The following is a 15,793-nucleotide window of genomic DNA, read 5'->3' as shown; positions in this document are numbered from 1 at the left end:
AAGTCGAGCAGATGGCAGGTCGAGCAGGTCCAGCGGTTGGTCAGGGTGCCGGTGGAGGTGGCCGCGCGGCGGGGCGCGGCCGGTTCCGGCGGCCGAGGTCTCACGGAGAGCGGCCGGGCGGCGCGGGCAGGTGGTCCGGGCGCCGCGGCCCGTGCGAGTGGAGTGGGAGTCACGTCATGTACGACTACGACCTGCTGGTCGTGGGGTCGGCCAACGCCGACCTGGTGATCGGTGTCGAGCGGCGCCCGGGTGCCGGGGAGACCGTCCTCGGCTCCGAACTGGCCGTCCACCCCGGCGGCAAGGGCGCCAACCAGGCCGTGGCGGCGGCCCGGCTCGGTGCGGACACGGCGCTGCTGGCCCGGGTCGGCGACGACGCCCACGGCCGGTTGCTGCTGAGTTCACTGCGGGCGGCCGGTGTCGACACCGTCGGGGTGCTGGTCGGCGGCGCGCCGACGGGGGTGGCGCTGATCACCGTGGACCCGTCGGGCGACAACAGCATCGTGGTGTCGCCGGGCGCGAACGCCCGTCTCGCCCCGGAGGACATCCGGGCGGCGGGCAGCCTCTTCCACGCCTCGCGCGTGGTGTCGGCGCAGTTGGAGATCCCGCTGGAGACGGTCGTGGAGGTGGTGCGCAGCCTGGCGCCGGGCAGCCGTCTCGTCCTGAACCCGTCCCCGCCGCGCCCGCTGCCGCGGGAGGTGCTGGACGCCTGCGACCCGCTGATCGTCAACGAGCACGAGGCGAGGGTCGTCCTCGGTGACGCCTGCGTCAGCGAGCTGCCCGAGGACTGGGCGCGGCTGCTGCTGGCGAAGGGCCCGCGGTCGGTGGTGGTCACGCTGGGTGCGCGGGGTGCGCTGGTGGCGTCGGCGTCGGGCGTCTTCAGGGTGGCGTCCGTCAAGGTCGAGGCGGTGGACACGACGGGCGCGGGGGACGCGTTCACCGCGGCGCTGGCGTTCAGGCTCGCGACGGGGGCGGACCTGCCGGAGGCGGCGGCGTACGCGGCCCGGGTCGGGGCGGCGGCGGTGACGAAGCGCGGCGCGCAGGAGTCGTATCCGACGGCGGGCGAGGTGGACGCGCTCTGAGGTGGGCGGGCCGCCGTCCGGCCGGGGCGCTCCGCGGCCGATCCGGGGCCGTCGGCGTGGGGTATCGTCCGGGCCCCCGACGGCGCCCGGGTGGTGTGATCGGCCGGCTCCGCCGGGTGGCTCGCGGCGGCCCGCCTGCCGGACCACGAAGGAACGCCCCGATGACGAGGGCGGAGGGCCGGTGGCGCCCGTCCTGACGCGAGGGGACCCCGGTCCGTCGACCGGAGCCCCCTCGGCTCGCCCCCCTCCAGCGCAGAACCCCCGCAGATCCCCCCGGATCCCCCCTCCAGAGGTTCTGATGCCTTCTACGACACACGGTCGGCGGAAAGGGTTGCAGCCGACGCCCGAGATTTTTTCCGCGCTCGGGCGGGACGGCGGCCGTGCGGCGTCCCCCGGCAACGCTCGGGACTTCAAAGGCCGCGGACAGCGGTCCGCCGCCACCGCCGGTACCTCCCGCCCGTCCCGGGCCCACAGCCCGTCGCTGCTCCACCTGGGTTGCGTGAGCAGCGCGCGAGCGGACGGGTAGTTGATCTCCAGACTCAGCCGGAACAGCGTGCGAGGCCCGACCCGCCCCTGCCGGCGGGGGTCAGGTAGACCTCGGGAAAGTAGCCGGTCCGGCCGTCCTTCCACTTGGCGCCGTACCAGAGGTCGGAACTGACGCCGCCCTCGTTCCTCGTGATGCCGGTGGAAGTGATGTCCTCGTTGGTGAGCTTCTCGCCACGGGTCCAGCAGAAGACGACCAGCTTGGCACCGCTCCACATCTCGGTGCCCGTGAGCTTGCAGTCGCGTGCGGCACAGTGGGAGATGGTCTCGCTGGACAGGTAGGCCGGAGTCTTGTCCTCCAAAAGAGCGGTGGGGCCGATGGCCACCTTGTTCTGGACGACGACGGAGGCGAAGTCCCGGTGGTGCGGTCGGTCCGGGGTCGAGGCGAGCCAGAGCCCGCCGGGAACGCCGACCGCCACCAACAGGAGCAGTCCCGAAGCGGCGGCGATACGGGCGGTGCGGGTGACCTTGGGGCGGCGCTTGCCCGCCGGCCGCAGCGCCCCCGACTCGTCCGGGCGGCCCTGCCCCTCCGGCCGGTCCGGCTCACCCGTCCGCCCCTGTTCGGGACGGCCCACCGTCCCGGCGCTCCAGGGCGGGACCGGGGCCACCGAGGCGCCGGTGTCCACGGCCCTGCGCACCTCCGTCCAGAAGCACTGCCACGCGCCCTGATCCGCGCCGCAGGCGCGTGCGAAGGCAAGGGTCACCGCCAGGGTCGGCAGTCTGCGACCCGCGGCGGCCTCCTGAAGCGTGCTGACGGAGTATCCGGAACGGACCGCCAGCTGGGCGTAGGTCAGGCCCGTGCCGGTCCGCAGGTCGCGCAGCCAGAAGGCCAGTTCGCGCAGCGGAGTGCCGTCACGGACGAGTCGTTGTTCGGGCCGCGCCATGTTTTCCCCCCGGAACGAGGCGGCATGCCCGTTATTGTCCGGGTGGCGGTGGACGGTGTCCACCGGTTGCCGCGCCCCGGTCACAGGGGCGCCGGGCGCAGGGCGCGCGGATCGGCGGCGAGCAGTTCGGACCACTGGGCCAGCCGGCTGGTGGGCACGAGTTGCCGGGGCAGCCGACCTGGATCCGTCTCGCTGAGCCGGCGCAGCACCCACCACGCGATTCTGGGCTGGAGGTCGGCCACGGCGGCCGGGAACTCGGCTCCGAACTCCTGCTCTGTCCCTTCGTCGCGTTCCTTGTGCGGCTCGGGAAGGCGCACCGTCAGGTCGTCGTCCCGCGCGCGCTCCCCGAGCACCGCGGCCACCGCGTCCAGCACCCGTGCGGTCTCGGCGCGACGGGCCGGGCGGTGGTACCGGAAGCGTCCTGCGGTCCTCTCCTGTCGCTTCGCCCACCAGGCGAGCATCGCAGCCGATGGACGGCAGAAGACGATCCGGGCCGGCGTGTGCCGCAAGTGGTCCAGAGCCGCGTCGTCGAGGCCGTCCTCGGCGGAGAAGACGTAGGGCCTGACCAGGACCACGGCCGCCCACGGCGTTCCGGCCAGGGCCTGTTCCCGGATATGGGCCGCCGCCGATGTCCAGGCGGTGGTACGCCCTCCGACGAGGTCGCGCCGTACCGGAACGAGCGACCCGCCCTGCGCCACCTCGGTCAGCGACCGCACCAGCACGTACTGGCGGCCGAGCGCCTGGGCGAGGAGCGCGGCGGCGGTGCCGATCAGTTGCCGCCCGCCCACGAAGAGGAGGGTCGGCAGGCTGCCGTCCGGGTCGGCGACCGGAGCGGTGGACGTGGCGGCCACCGGATCCTGGACGAGAACCTGCGGCGCACGGCCGTCCTCCGTGCGCAGCCGGTCCCAGAGGTCGGTACCGGGGTCCCCCTGCCAGCTGTGCTCGCCGGCGGAGCGCAGCGCCGTCTCCACGCGGGCCCTCAGTTCCAGGCGCAGCGACCAGTACTCCCGGTCGCGGTGCAGTTCCTCCGCCAAGGGGCGCCCCTCCACGGCGGCCAGCCGGGCCAGTCGCTCGGCCTCGTCGTACGGCAGGGGCGTGTGCCCGGACCGCAGGGTGAAGTGGGCGACCTCGTGGCTCGGGCAGCGGTACCGCAACCCGGAGGAGATCCGGAAGACCCGGGTGGCGAAACGCTCCGCGCCCTCGGGATCGTGGAGCAGCGCCTCCACCGCACGCAGCGGGGCACCGGGGACGGAACTCGCCGGGGTCTCGGGAAGGCCGGGTGGCAGCAGCCCGAGCGCGCGCAGGACATCATGGGCGGGTATCTGCGCGAGTCGGCCGAGTTCCACGCAGAAGCCGACCGGAACCGAGTCGGTGCTCCCCGTCAGGTATCCGCGCACGGTGCTCGCCGACCCTCCCAGCGCCTGCCCGATGGCTGCCGCGCCGACCTCACGCCGCTGGCCGCGCAGGACCGCCAGGCACTGCGCGATGAACTGCCGGGCAGCCTCGGGGTCGTCGAAAGGACGTTGTGCCACGCGGTTCCTCCATCGGCGGGCAGGACCGCACGCCCCCGTGGCGTACGGCGATCGGCCGCGCGCGTTCGTGCGGTACGGCGTGCCACGCGGCCGGACTTCCCATGGTGACCCGGCCGGTGCGCCGTACGGCCTCCCACGCGGCAACTCGCCGGTATCGCACGCGTTCTCGCTCGACCGCGCGCGGTGGCCGATACGTGCGCTCTCCTACCTCCAACGCGGACCCGTCAGATGGACGCGTACACGCACCGGACAGGGAAGGTGGCATGGCAGAGATACCCCGGCGGCTGCGGCGCGCGGTGGCGCCGCTCGTCGCGGACGTGAGACAACAACGCAACATCGAGGCGTACACGGCCTTCCTGGTCGGGCTCGCGGTCGCGGCCCTGAGCCTCGCCGACGCCGTCGCTCTCCACTACCAACTGGCCGCACTGCTGCTGGGCGTGAACTTCCTCATCTTCGCATCGCGGCGGGCCGGGACGGGTGACGGTCCGGCGCTGGACCGGGTGCTGCGCGGACGGGAGGCGTTCCAGCCGTTCGGGTCCCTGCTGCCCGGGGTGGAGGACCTGCGCATCTACGGGCCCACGGCCGCGCACGTCCTGCTGAACAACGCGGACATCCGCAAGCTCGTTCTGGCCAGGGGCGGTTCGGTGCGCTGCGTGATCCTCGCGCAGGACGCGGCGGCGGTCGCCGGCGCGGCCCTGCAGCTCGACGACAGCGTCGACCTCGCCTCCACGCTCGCACACTCGGCGGAGATCGTGCGCCGACTCGGCCGGGAGGAGCCGAACTTCGAGTTCCGCAGACTGGCGGTCAATCCGGGATTCAGCCTGCTGATCGTCAATGCGCACCGCTCGGACGGCTACGCGATCGTCGAGTTGCACGGCTTCCAGGACGAGAACATCGCCGACCGGATGCACCTACGCATCTCCCGTCGCGAGTCGCCACGGTGGCTCGACTACTGGATCGAGCGGTACGACGCCCTGTGGAAGGCCGCCCGCCCGGAACTGCGGGACGAGGAGTCGTGACCGGCCCCGTCGCCGACGGGCTCACGGCGGCCGTGGACCTCGTCGGCCGTTCCGGGCCGGGGGCCACTGTCTTCCTGACCGGTGCGGGAGTCTCCATGGACGCGCCGTCGTGCCTGCCGTCCGGTCCCGCCCTGACCCGGCGGGTCTTCGACACCTTCCTGGAGCCGGGCCTGCTGACGGACGTCCAGGCACTGCACTCGGCGTTCGGCTGGTGGCGGCCACCGGGCTGCCCGCTCGGCCGGCCCGGGCAGGCCACGGCCGCGCCGGCCGATCCGCGGCTGGAGACCGTGCTGGGCGCCGTGGTGCGGGCATGTGCCGGCACCCCGGTCGAGCCGCTTGAGGTACTGGCCGACGTACGGGACGCCCGGCCCAACGCCGGGCACGACTTCTTCGCCCGGCATCTCGTCGCCGACGGACGGCACATCACGGCCAACTTCGACACCTGCATCGAGCAGCGGTACCGCGAGCTGACGGGCGGCCCTCCGGCGACCGGAATCGTGCAGCACTTCCACCACTCCTTCGCCGGCAACCCGGACGGCGAGGGGCTCGGTGCGACGCTCGCCCGCGTCCAGGGCGGGCTGGAGCCGGCCCACGCGGACCAGTTGCTGCGCACGCTGCGCGAGCGGAGTCTCCTGGTCGTCCTCGGTTATTCGGGGAGCGACTTCTTCGACGTCGACGCCACCGTCGCTGCGTGGCGGCCGGGAACGCTGTCCGGTCTGCGCGTGGTGTGGATCGCTCACCACACCGAGCCCGCCCATCCCTGGCACCAGGTGCCCCATGACGACGCCTCGGTGCCGCGGCTGGTAAGGCTGCTGGCGGTGGCCGGTGCGACCGTCACGGTGCTGTGCGGACATACCGCGCGACTGTATCCGGGGCTGCGAGACCGCTGGGACCTCGGTCCGCAACCCCCGGAGCCCGCCCCGGTCCGGCACCCGGTGTCCGTGATCCGCCGGCTGGCCCCGGACGACCCGCTGCGCGGCGCGTGTACGTTCGTGCTCTGCCGTGAACTGGGACTGCACCGGCGGCTGGGTGCCATGCTCGCCGACGGCCTCCAGCCGGCCGCCGTGTCCGACGACGAACGCCTCTGGGCGCGTTCCGAGTGGCTGTGGGAGCAGGGCCGCTGGCGCGACCTGCGCCGCATGTGGCGCCGTACGGCTCCGGGCGACGCCCGAGGTCCGCTGGCCGCCGCGCGCGCCGAGCGGATCGGGGCTTCCCTGTGGGTGCAGGGCCGTCTGCTGCCCGCCTACCTGTGGCTCCTCCTGCGTCGGCGGCGCTTCCCGCGGAGCAGCGCCGAATACCTGATGCTGAGCGAGACCGCGGGCCGGGTGGTCGAGCACATGACCTACACCCCGGAACTGCGGCTGCTCGGCCAGCGTCTGGCCCGTCGGCACCATGCCGACCTGGAACGGCTGTCCCCGGCCGCCGGGGCCTCGCTGTTCGCCACGCGCAGCGACCTCAGGGACAGCCTCGCCCGGATCGACAGCGGGGAACCGCGCGGGCCGCAGGCCACCCAGGGCCCGGCCGACATCGTCTTCCAGGCCGGGAACCTGCTGGCCTGGGTGAGCTACCGGCACCGACGGCTGCGTGACACCTACCGGCCACCGTCCGCCGACGCGTCCGACGCCGACCTTCGCGCGTACGACGACCGGATGGCGACGCGGTACCGCGAACTGACCGCCCTCTACACCCTGCTCGGTTCGGTGGCGGGCGCCGCCCGCACCGTGCTGCTGCCCGGTGCGGGCCGGGTGTTCGGGCCGCGCGAGTACTGGTCTCACGTCCGGTCGGTCCAGTACGCGCCCTGGCACCGCTTCCGGTTGCTCGCCCGCTATGCGCTGTCCATGGCCGAGCGCCGATCCGTCCGTGTACGTCCCGTCCTTCGTCGTGTCCGCCGATGCCGGCGGAGAGAGGAACCGAAATGAGCACGGACCCACGGGATTTCTGGGATCCCTCGCAGCCCCGGAGCACCCGGACGGTCCCCGCGCCGCCGGACACCCGCCCCTGGTACCTGCGCTGGGGTGCGGAAGCCGCTGGTTCGCCCACCTCCGTCTGCCACCCGAGCTGCACGGGGCACCCCGGCGACTTCGCGTCGACGGACCTGTTCTGCCCCGAGAACAGCTTCCTGCCCCTGAGCAGCGCCTCGTCCGGCATGCGGCGCGTCGTCCTGACCGTGTCGGCTCTGCTGCTGCCGACGTCCGTCAACCTGAGCGCGCGCTGGCACAGCTCGTTGCCGTTGCTGGCTCTGGCGCTGGGCTGCGCGGCCCTGTTCACCCTGGCGCCCTTGCGGCTCTACCCCACGACCCGTCGCGTCGCCGCGGTTCTGCTGCTGCTCGCCGGGGTGGTCGGCGCGGTGGCCCGTTGGGGCGGTGACACGGCGCGGATGATCGCGTTGACGTCGGCGCTGGGGGTGTCGGCCCTTCTGTGGGCCTGGTGCGCGGGCCGGATCGCCTGGCACGGCGGCCGGAGCGGGATCGCGCCGCGGACCACGGTCCGTGGGCCCAGGTCGCCGGCCCCGCGCGCTCCAGGTCCGTACGACCGGCACGAGGCGTGGATGCTGCCGGGCGCGCTGGCCTTCGGTGCGGCGACCGGTGCGCTTCCGGCTCTGATGGTCGAGGCGGCGCTGCGACACGCCCCGGACGGCTGGCTGTGGGACCCGCCGCAGGCGGTGCGCCTCTGGCTGGCCCGAACTCCGTGGCTCTCCGTCCTCGGTGCTCTGCTCACCGCCGTCCTGGCCGGTTGCCTCCACGGCGTCAGGACCTTCGATCCGGCGGTGACGCCGCTGTTCCCGCGCCTCCGTCCACTTCCCCTGTTCGAGGTACCCCGGCCCCGCTGGCGGTTGCGCCCGGTTGCCGGATCAGGGGCTCTCGACCGGCTCGTCCTGATCGTGGACGCGTTGACCCAGCTCCTGGTCACGGCTGCGGCGGCGCTGGGCCTCATCGTCCTCAACATCCTCGTCGTCTCCGCGGAGTTGCTGCTCCGTGCTCTGGTGGTGCTCGGCAACCTGCTCTGGCGTTGCCTCGTCTCCACGACACGCCTGCTGGTCTCCGTCCTGGTCCGGGCACTGGGGGTGCTGGCCATGGCAGCGGTGCTGGGCGGCGGTGCCCTGCTGCGATCGGTCCGGGTCGCCGTGGCCCCGCTCGCGCTGCTCGGTGTCCAGTTGGTGTGCGCCTGGTCCTTCGCGGTCTCGGGCAGCGCCTATCAGGAGACCGGCGCTCTCGACGGGCTGACCGCCGCGCTGGGCGCGCCGTTGCTCGGATACACGGCGACCGTGACGACCTGGTCGCTGTGGTGCGGCGAGCGCCTCCGCCGGTGCCTGGACTCGGCGTCGCGCAGCGGCCAGCACGTCGCGATATGGACCGCCGTCCTCGTGCCGGCCACGTCGTGGCTGGTGTGCGCACCGTACGTGATCACCGGTCAGGGCGCGGTCCGGCCCGGCCTGATCTGCTACAGCTCCACGGCGCTGCTGGCCGGAGCGTTGGTACTGGGGCTGGCCAACCGCCGTCGCAGCGCCGGGAAGCGGGCCGGCTGACCGGTTGTGGACGCGGGCGGGCGTTTTCCGGTTTTCCGGGGTTCCTCCGACCTGCGGGGAAGGGCGTTGCCGACGGTGCGCACCGGGTCCTACAACGGGGACCGGAACCTGCGCAGGGCTTTCCGACAACCGTAGGCAGCGGACTCACACAGTGAGGAGAGCCCCATGAACCCGACCGGCATCCAGGACCGTCGCGATCCCGACGAGCCCGAGGAGCACGTGGGCAACGCCGCGTTGTGCCGGTGAGCGCATGCGGCCCGGCGCGCGACGCCGGACTCGCCCGCGCCACAGGTCGACATCCCGGTCGTCACCCCCGGCACTCGTGTCCGCGGCGGCACGGCACCCGCACGAGACGTCCGTTCGTCCTGCCCGGGCCGAACACGTGCACCGCGAACGCCGCCCGGTTCACCTCCGCCGCCACCCGGCACCCGGCACCCGGCACCCGGCACCCGGGCATCAGAACCGACCGTGCGGATCGGAGCGGATGACGCCACAGCACCCGTCCCGGCAACCTGCATGACGAACGACGAAGGGCCGGAGATCAAGGAGCCGACGACGAGTCGTTCGATCGGGTTCCCCGGACGGCGCAGGCCATGCTGACGCGGCAGGCGCGGTCTTCCGTTGCGGTGATCGGTGAACTCGGCACCCCGTGATCACCGCAGGCCGCGCCTGCACGCGGCGTACGCCCTGCGGCAGGCGGCCGGCCTCCGAGCGGGACCGGCAACAGGGCGCGCCAAGGCCGGTGTTGTTCGAGGTGGCGAACAACTGCGCCCTGTGGCCGTATGGTCGGCTCGGAACCGAAGGTGTGGGCCCGGGTGTGTACCGGGCGTACGACGAGTTGCGCGACCGGAGGACGTGGACATGACGGTGACCCTGGCGGACGTGGCGGCCCGCGCCCAGGTCTCCCCCGCAACGGTGTCGCGCGTGCTGAACGGCAACTACCCCGTGGCCGCATCCACCCGCGAGCGCGTCCTGCGCGCGGTGGACGAGCTGGACTACGTGCTGAACGGCCCGGCCAGCGCCCTGGCCGCCGCCACCTCCGACCTCGTGGGCATCCTCGTCAACGACATCGCGGACCCCTTCTTCGGCATCATGGCCGGCGCGATCCAGTCCGAGATCGGCGGCCCCGGCGGCCGGGCCGGCGGCGAGCGACTCGCCGTCGTCTGCAACACCGGCGGTTCCCCCGAGCGGGAACTCACCTACCTCACCCTGCTCCAGCGGCAGCGTGCGGCGGCGGTGGTGCTCACCGGCGGTGCGGTGGAGGACGCTGCACGCCGGGCGGCCGTGGCGCAGAAGCTGCGCAGGCTCGCGGAGGCCGGAACCCGGGTGGTGCTGTGCGGCAGGCCACCGGTGGAGGACACCCCCTCCGTCGCCCTCACCTTCGACAACCGCGGCGGCGCCCGTGAACTGACCGAGCACCTCATCGGCCTCGGCCACCGGCGTCTGGGCTGCATCGCGGGCCCCGAGGAGCGCACGACGACCCGCGACCGCCTGGAGGGCCACCGCGCCGCGCTCGCCGCCGCCGGCATCGAGGAGGAACCCCGCCGGATCGTGCACGCCCGCTACGACCGCCGGTCGGGCCACGAGGCAACCCTCGAACTGCTGCGCCGCGACCCGTCCCTGACGGCGGTGGTCGCGGCGAACGACTCCGTCGCCCTCGGCTCCTGCGCGGCGCTCAGGGAGTCGGGCCTGCGGATCCCCGAGGACGTGTCCGTCGCCGGTTTCGACGACCTCCCCTTCAGCATCGACGCCGCGCCCCCGCTGACGACGGTGAGGCTGCCGCTGGCCGAGGCGGGGGCGCGGGCCGGGCGCATCGCGGCGGGCCGGGAGGAGCCGCCGCCCGGGGGAATCGCCACGGTGCGCGGCGAGCTGATGGTGCGTGGGTCCTCCGGGGTCCCGCGCGGCTGAACGCACACCGCGCCAGGGCGGGTCCCGCAGGGCGCGCCGGTACGGGCCGCGGCGTCCGGTGCCGTGCAGCGCAAGGCGGAGGACGCGTTCTCGTACCGGGCGTACGCGGACGACTCCCGGCGGCCGTGCGGGGTGCCGCGGTGTCCGTCCCCGGTCGGCCCCGCCACCCCGGTTCACGACCGCCGCTCCGGCTGCCGAGCCGTTAGAGTCCGGGAGCATGAAACTCGCGTTCTCCACGCTCGGTGTGCCCGGTCTCCCGATCCCCGACGTGCTGCGGCTCGCGACCGGGCACGGCTACCACGGCGTGGAACTGCGCGCCCATCCCGAGGAACCGGTCCACCCCGGGCTGGCGCCCGGCGACCGGGCGGACGTGGCGGCGCGGTTCCGGGCGGCCGGCGTCGAGCCACTGGCCGTGGCCGGGTATGCGCGCGTGGCCGCTCCGGGCCACGACGAACCCGTCGTCGCCGAGATCCGGGGCCTGCTGGAGCTGGCCCGGGACCTGGGCGCCCCGTTCGTGCGGGTGTTCCCCGGCGCCTCCCCCGACCAGCGGACCGAGGAGGCGGACGCCGTCGCCGCCCGCCGCCTGGGTACGGCCGCCGAGCACGCCGCCGACCTGGACGTGCGGATCCTGCTGGAGACCCACGACTCGCACCGCACCGGCGCGGACGTGATCCGCGTGCTCGGCCCGGTCGGGCACCGGCAGGTCGGCGCCCTCTGGGACGTGATGCACACCTGGCTCGGCGGCGAGCAGCCCTCCGAGACCTACGCGGCCCTCTCCCCCCACCTCGGCTATGTGCAGGTCAAGGACATCGCCTCGGCCGACGACACCGCCCCCCTGCCGCTGGGCGCCGGAGTGCTGCCGCTGGCGGAGTGCGTGGAGGTGCTCTCCCGAGCGGGACGGTGGGACGGCTGGCTGTGCTGGGAGTACGAGAAGCGCTGGTACGAGGCCGCCGCCCCGCTGGCCGGGCTGCTCCGGGCCGGCCGCGAGCACCTGGGGCGCCTGCTCAACGACTCCGCCTGAGCCCCGGGCTCCGGCGCACACCCCCGGCGCGGCCGGTCGTCATCGGCGGCCCCCCTCTGCCGACACCGCCTTCGGCATCCCGGCCTCCCCGGACGAGCCGGGCGGTGGCTCCCCGGGGACCGCGCGGCCGTCGGCCGGCCCCTCCTGTGCGCAGGGGGCGGCCGTCCGGCGCACCGGCGCCGACGACATCACCGCCACCCCGCCCACCAGCAGCGCCGCCGCGCACCACCGCAGCGGGCCGATGCCCTCGCCCAGGAACAGCGCCGCCGACGACATGCCGAACACCGGGACCAGCAGGGAGAACGGCGCCACCGTGGACGCCGGGTGGCGGCGCAGCAGCCATCCCCAGGCGCCGAAGCCGAGGACAGTGGTGACCCAGGCGACGTAGGCGACCGTCCCGGCACCCTGCCAGTCCAGGCCGCGCAGGGCGTCCACGTCCCGCCGGGGGCCCTCCAGCAGCAGTGACAGACCGAGCAGCGGGAGGACGGGGACCGTGCTCACCCACACCATGAAGTTCAGCGCGTCGGGCGGGGCGGCCTTGCGGGTCAGGACGTTGGAGACGCCCCAACAGGCCGCCGCCCCCAGCACGAGCACGAAGGCGCCCAGGGGCCCGGACGTCCCCTCGTCCAGTGCCGCCACGACGATGCCCGCCAGCGCCACCGCCATGCCCAGCACCCGCACCGGGGAGGGTCGTTCGCCGAGGACGAGACCCGCCACCAGGGCCGTGAACACCGCCTGGACCTGGAGCACCAGGGAGGACAGTCCCGCCGGCATGCCCGCGTCCATGCCCACGAAGAGCAGCCCGAACTTCGCCACGCCGAGCACCAGGCCCACCGCCACGATCCACCTCCGGGCGGTCTTCGGGCGCCCCACGAGGAAGACGGCCGGAACCGCCGCCAGCAGGAAGCGCAGCGCCGAGAAGAGCAGGGGCGGGAAGTGGCCCAGGCCGATCTCGATGACGGTGAAGTTGACGCCCCAGACGGCGGCGACGAGGACGGCGAGGAAGGCGTGTGCGGGTCGCATGCGTCGAGCATCACCGCCCCGGACCGTGCAGCACCAGCGATGATTCCTGCATGGTGGGATGAAGCATCGCTTCATCCAGGGAGTCCCCGTGCTCGACCTGCAACGCCTGCGCGCCCTGCACGCCGTGTCCGTCCACGGCAGTGTCGGTGCCGCCGCCTCCGCACTCGGCTACACCCCCTCGGCGGTCTCGCAGCAGATCGCCAAGCTGGAGCGGGAGACCAGGACCGTGCTGCTGCAACGAGAGGGACGTGGTGTGCGGCTCACCGCCGAGGCACTGCAACTGGTCGACACGACCGAGGAGTTGCTGGCCATCGTCGAGCGGGCGGAGACGGCGCTGGAGCAGCGGCGCGGGGTGCCGTCCGGGCGGCTGACGATCGCGGCGTTCGCGTCGGCGGCGCGCGGGCTGATGCCGCGCGTGCTGGCCGACCTCGCGGCCCGGCACCCGGCCCTGGACGCCCGCCTCACCGAGGTCGATCCCCATCTGTCCGTCGGCCTGGTCACCAAGGGCGCGGTGGACCTGGCGGTCGTCCACGACTGGGACATCTCGCCGCTGCCGGTGCCGGCCGGTGTCGAGCAGGCCGTCCTGGGCGACGACCGGTGCACGCTGCTCGTACCGGAAGGACACCCCTTCGCGGGACGCGGGACCGTGCGGCGGGAGGAGCTCGGCGGGCAGCGGTGGGTGTGCCAGCCACCGGGACGGGTGTGCCACGAGTGGCTGACGCGCACCCTGCGCGCCGCCGGGCACGAGCCCCACATCGTCCACCACGCCGACGAGAACCCCACCCTCGTCGCCCTGACCGCCGCGGGGCTCGGCATCTGCCTCGTCCCACGGCTCGGGCGCGGGCCGCTGCCCGCGGGGGTCGCCGAGGTGGCGCTCGAACCGGCGCCGATGCGGCGGCTGTACGCACTGTGGCGGGCCGACGCGACGGGGCGGCCGTCGATCACGGAGACCGTTCACGCGCTCCAGGCGCACGGGGCCGGAACGGACCCCCACCCGCCCCGCTGACCACAGCCTCCCCGGCCCGCGCCATCGGGTCCGTTCCGGGGAACCCCGGCGCCGCCCCACCCGTCCGGCCCGCGAACCACCGGAGCATCACCGCGGCACGGTGTCGCCCTCGCCGCCGGCTGCGACCGCCGGACGGCCCTCGGCCGTGCCGGGGCCGGCAGTACGCCGTCATCGGCGCGCCCCTCCCAAGCGCCGATGACGGCTCCGCGCCCGTCCCGGAGCGCCGGGGCCCGCCCGGCGCATCACGCCACGCCTGACGTCCGCGCCGTCCCCCGATCGGCAGAAACTTCCCCGATATTGGTGACCTCCTGGAAGTTTCCTTCATCAACGCGGGGTCCTCTCCGGAAGGAGCGCACGTGCACGACGACGGCTCGGGACGTAACGGAAACACCGAACCCCCCTCCAGGCGCAGGGTCCTCGCGGCGACGGCGGGTCTCGCCACGGCCCTGGCGGCCGGCGGCACCGCACGGGCCGCCGGCCTCGACGAGCACCGGCTCCGCTCGCTGCTCTCCCGCATGACGCTGGAGGAGAAGGTCGGCCAGCTGTTCGTGACGCGGGTCCACGGCCACTCGGCCACCGCGCCCGACCGGGCCGACGCCGACGCCAACCTCCGGGAGTTCGGCGTGCGCACCGCAGCCGAGCTGATCGCCCGCTACCGGGTCGGCGGCATCGTCTATTTCGCGTGGGCACACAACACCCGCGAACCGTTGCAGATCGCCGACCTGTCCAACGGCATCCAGCGGGCCTCCCTCGACCGGCCCGGCGGACTGCCGGTGCTCATCTCCACCGACCAGGAGCACGGGGTCGTCTGCCGGGTCGGCAGGCCCGCCACCCTCTTCCCCGGCGCGATGGCGATGGGCGCCGGGGGGTCGCCGGCCGACGCGCACGCCCTCGGCCGGATCTCCGGTGCCGAGCTGCGCGCCATGGGCGTCCGCCAGGACTACTCCCCCGTCGCCGACGTGAACGTCGACCCGGCCAACCCGGTCATCGGCGTGCGGTCCTTCGGCGCGGACCCCGAGGCCGTGGCCGACCTGGTGGCCGCGGAGGTGCGGGGTTACCAGGGCAGCCGGGTCGCCGCGACGGTCAAGCACTTCCCCGGGCACGGCGACACCGCCGTGGACAGCCACTCCGGGTTCCCGGTCATCACCCACACCCGGCAGCAGTGGGAGAGCCTGGACGCGCCGCCCTTCCGGGCGGCCATCGCCGCCGGCATCGACTCGATCATGACCGCGCACATCCGGTTCCCGGCGCTGGACGACTCCGGCGACCCCGCCACGCTCTCCCACCCCGTCCTCACCGGCATCCTGCGCGGGGAACTCGGCTACGACGGCGTCGTCGTCACCGACTCCCTCGGCATGGAGGGGGTGCGCGGCAGGTACGGCGACGACCGGGTGCCCGTGCTCGCCCTGAGGGCCGGCGCCGACCAGCTCCTCAACCCGCCGTCGCTGGAAGTCGCCTGGCACGCCGTACTGAACGCCGTGCGGTCCGGGGAGCTCACCGAGGAGCGGATCGGCACGTCGGTCCTGCGCATCCTGCGGCTGAAGGCGAAACTCGGGCTCTTCGAGCGGCCGTACGTCACCCGGCCCGGCGTCGCGCGCACCGTCGGCACGCCGGTGCACCTGGACACCGCCGACAGGATCGCCGAACGGACGACGACCCTGCTGGTCAACGAGGGCCCGCTGCTGCCGCTCTCGCCGCGCGAGCACCACCGGATCCTGGTCGTCGGGGCCGACCCCGCCTCCCCCTCGGGCACCACCGGCCCGCCCACCGCCGTCCTCGCCGCCGCGCTGACCGGGCTGGGGTTCGCGGCGACCGCGCGGCCCACCGGCACCGCCCCCTCGGCGGCGGACGTCGACGGCGCGGTCGCGGCGGCCGGCGACGCGGACGCGGTGGTGGTCACCACGTACGACGTGTCGGCGACCGGCAGCCAGCGGACGCTGGTGCAGCGGCTGCTGGCCACCGGGCGGCCGGTCGTCGTGGTCGCCGTGCGCAACCCCTACGACGTGGCGCAACTGCCCGGTGTCACCGCCTGCCTGGCCACCTACACGTGGACGGACGTCGAACTGCGGGCCGCCGCACGGGTCGTCGCCGGCCGGGTGAACCCGAGCGGACGGCTGCCGGTACCGGTGCAGCGGGCGGACGACCCGGCTCAGGCGCTGTACCCGATCGGGCACGGCCTGTCGTACTAGGGCCTGTTCCAGGTTCGGATCATTGGTTTGGGGATTCGCCGGTGCCGGGCGGCTGGGCCCTGG

The 15,793-nt window shown here is 74.2% G+C and carries 11 protein-coding genes; 8 read left to right on the top strand and 3 right to left on the bottom strand.

All coding sequences use genetic code 11. The features are described 5' to 3' along the window. Positions 1-176 precede the first annotated feature (176 nt). Positions 177-1,079, top strand: a complete 903-nt coding sequence (locus I3F54_RS17160) for a ribokinase (protein WP_240119668.1) — start codon at positions 177-179, stop codon at positions 1,077-1,079. A 539-nt stretch (positions 1,080-1,618) separates the two neighbouring features. On the opposite strand, the gene I3F54_RS17155 is transcribed toward I3F54_RS17160, so the two are convergent. Together I3F54_RS17155 and I3F54_RS17150 are read right to left on the bottom strand one after the other, a co-directional pair. After that, a complete protein-coding gene (locus tag I3F54_RS17155; protein WP_240119667.1) occupies positions 1,619-2,506 on the bottom strand; it encodes a helix-turn-helix transcriptional regulator in 888 nt (295 codons plus the stop codon). A gap of 80 nt (positions 2,507-2,586) precedes the next feature. Beyond that, entirely contained in the window at positions 2,587-4,038 is a 1,452-nt protein-coding gene (locus I3F54_RS17150; protein WP_240119666.1) for a hypothetical protein, read from the bottom strand. A gap of 263 nt (positions 4,039-4,301) precedes the next feature. On the opposite strand from I3F54_RS17150, the gene I3F54_RS17145 reads away from it, so the two are divergent. The 5 genes from I3F54_RS17145 to I3F54_RS17125 all read left to right on the top strand — a co-directional run bounded on the left by I3F54_RS17145 (position 4,302) and on the right by I3F54_RS17125 (position 11,512). Then, the gene (locus I3F54_RS17145) at positions 4,302-5,057 is read left to right on the top strand and encodes a hypothetical protein (protein WP_240119665.1); all 756 of its coding nucleotides are present in this window, start codon (positions 4,302-4,304) and stop codon (positions 5,055-5,057) included. Continuing rightward, entirely contained in the window at positions 5,054-6,976 is a 1,923-nt protein-coding gene (locus tag I3F54_RS17140) for a hypothetical protein (protein WP_240119664.1), read from the top strand. The genes I3F54_RS17145 and I3F54_RS17140 overlap by 4 nt, the downstream gene beginning before the upstream one ends. Further along, positions 6,973-8,583, top strand: a complete 1,611-nt coding sequence (locus tag I3F54_RS17135; protein WP_240119663.1) for a hypothetical protein — start codon at positions 6,973-6,975, stop codon at positions 8,581-8,583. The genes I3F54_RS17140 and I3F54_RS17135 overlap by 4 nt, the downstream gene beginning before the upstream one ends. Before the next feature lie 861 nt (positions 8,584-9,444). Then, a complete protein-coding gene (locus tag I3F54_RS17130) occupies positions 9,445-10,491 on the top strand; it encodes a LacI family DNA-binding transcriptional regulator (RefSeq protein ID WP_240119662.1) in 1,047 nt (348 codons plus the stop codon). A 217-nt stretch (positions 10,492-10,708) separates the two neighbouring features. After that, positions 10,709-11,512: a sugar phosphate isomerase/epimerase gene (locus I3F54_RS17125; protein ID WP_240119661.1), complete on the top strand. Its 804-nt coding sequence runs from the start codon at positions 10,709-10,711 to the stop codon at positions 11,510-11,512. A 39-nt stretch (positions 11,513-11,551) separates the two neighbouring features. Here the strand turns inward: I3F54_RS17125 and I3F54_RS17120 are convergent, their stop codons facing one another. Continuing rightward, positions 11,552-12,535 carry an EamA family transporter gene (locus I3F54_RS17120; protein WP_240119660.1) on the bottom strand — a complete coding sequence of 328 codons (984 nt, stop codon included), beginning with the start codon at positions 12,533-12,535 and terminating at the stop codon, positions 11,552-11,554. A gap of 88 nt (positions 12,536-12,623) precedes the next feature. On the opposite strand from I3F54_RS17120, the gene I3F54_RS17115 reads away from it, so the two are divergent. After that, positions 12,624-13,541: a LysR family transcriptional regulator gene (locus tag I3F54_RS17115; protein ID WP_240119749.1), complete on the top strand. Its 918-nt coding sequence runs from the start codon at positions 12,624-12,626 to the stop codon at positions 13,539-13,541. Positions 13,542-13,897: 356 nt separating this feature from the next. Continuing rightward, positions 13,898-15,730 carry a glycoside hydrolase family 3 protein gene (locus I3F54_RS17110; protein WP_240119659.1) on the top strand — a complete coding sequence of 611 codons (1,833 nt, stop codon included), beginning with the start codon at positions 13,898-13,900 and terminating at the stop codon, positions 15,728-15,730. Positions 15,731-15,793: the final 63 nt, after the last annotated feature.

It is taken from the genome of Streptomyces sp. MUM 2J (assembly GCF_022414535.1).
In the GTDB taxonomy this organism is placed as follows: Bacteria; Actinomycetota; Actinomycetes; order Streptomycetales; family Streptomycetaceae; genus Streptomyces.
The sequence above is the reverse complement of the archived record's forward strand: the minus strand, read 5'-3'. Positions and strand labels throughout refer to the sequence as shown.

What these genes read in the sequence shown, in the direction of transcription:
- I3F54_RS17130 (WP_240119662.1), top strand. Translation starts at nt 9,445, where the DNA reads ATGACGGTGACCCTGGCGGACGTGGCGGCCCGCGCCCAGGTCTCCCCC.
- I3F54_RS17135 (WP_240119663.1), top strand. Translation starts at nt 6,973, where the DNA reads ATGAGCACGGACCCACGGGATTTCTGGGATCCCTCGCAGCCCCGGAGC.
- I3F54_RS17125 (WP_240119661.1), top strand. Translation starts at nt 10,709, where the DNA reads ATGAAACTCGCGTTCTCCACGCTCGGTGTGCCCGGTCTCCCGATCCCC.
- I3F54_RS17120 (WP_240119660.1), bottom strand. Translation starts at nt 12,535, where the DNA reads ATGCGACCCGCACACGCCTTCCTCGCCGTCCTCGTCGCCGCCGTCTGG.
- I3F54_RS17155 (WP_240119667.1), bottom strand. Translation starts at nt 2,506, where the DNA reads ATGGCGCGGCCCGAACAACGACTCGTCCGTGACGGCACTCCGCTGCGC.
- I3F54_RS17160 (WP_240119668.1), top strand. Translation starts at nt 177, where the DNA reads ATGTACGACTACGACCTGCTGGTCGTGGGGTCGGCCAACGCCGACCTG.
- I3F54_RS17145 (WP_240119665.1), top strand. Translation starts at nt 4,302, where the DNA reads ATGGCAGAGATACCCCGGCGGCTGCGGCGCGCGGTGGCGCCGCTCGTC.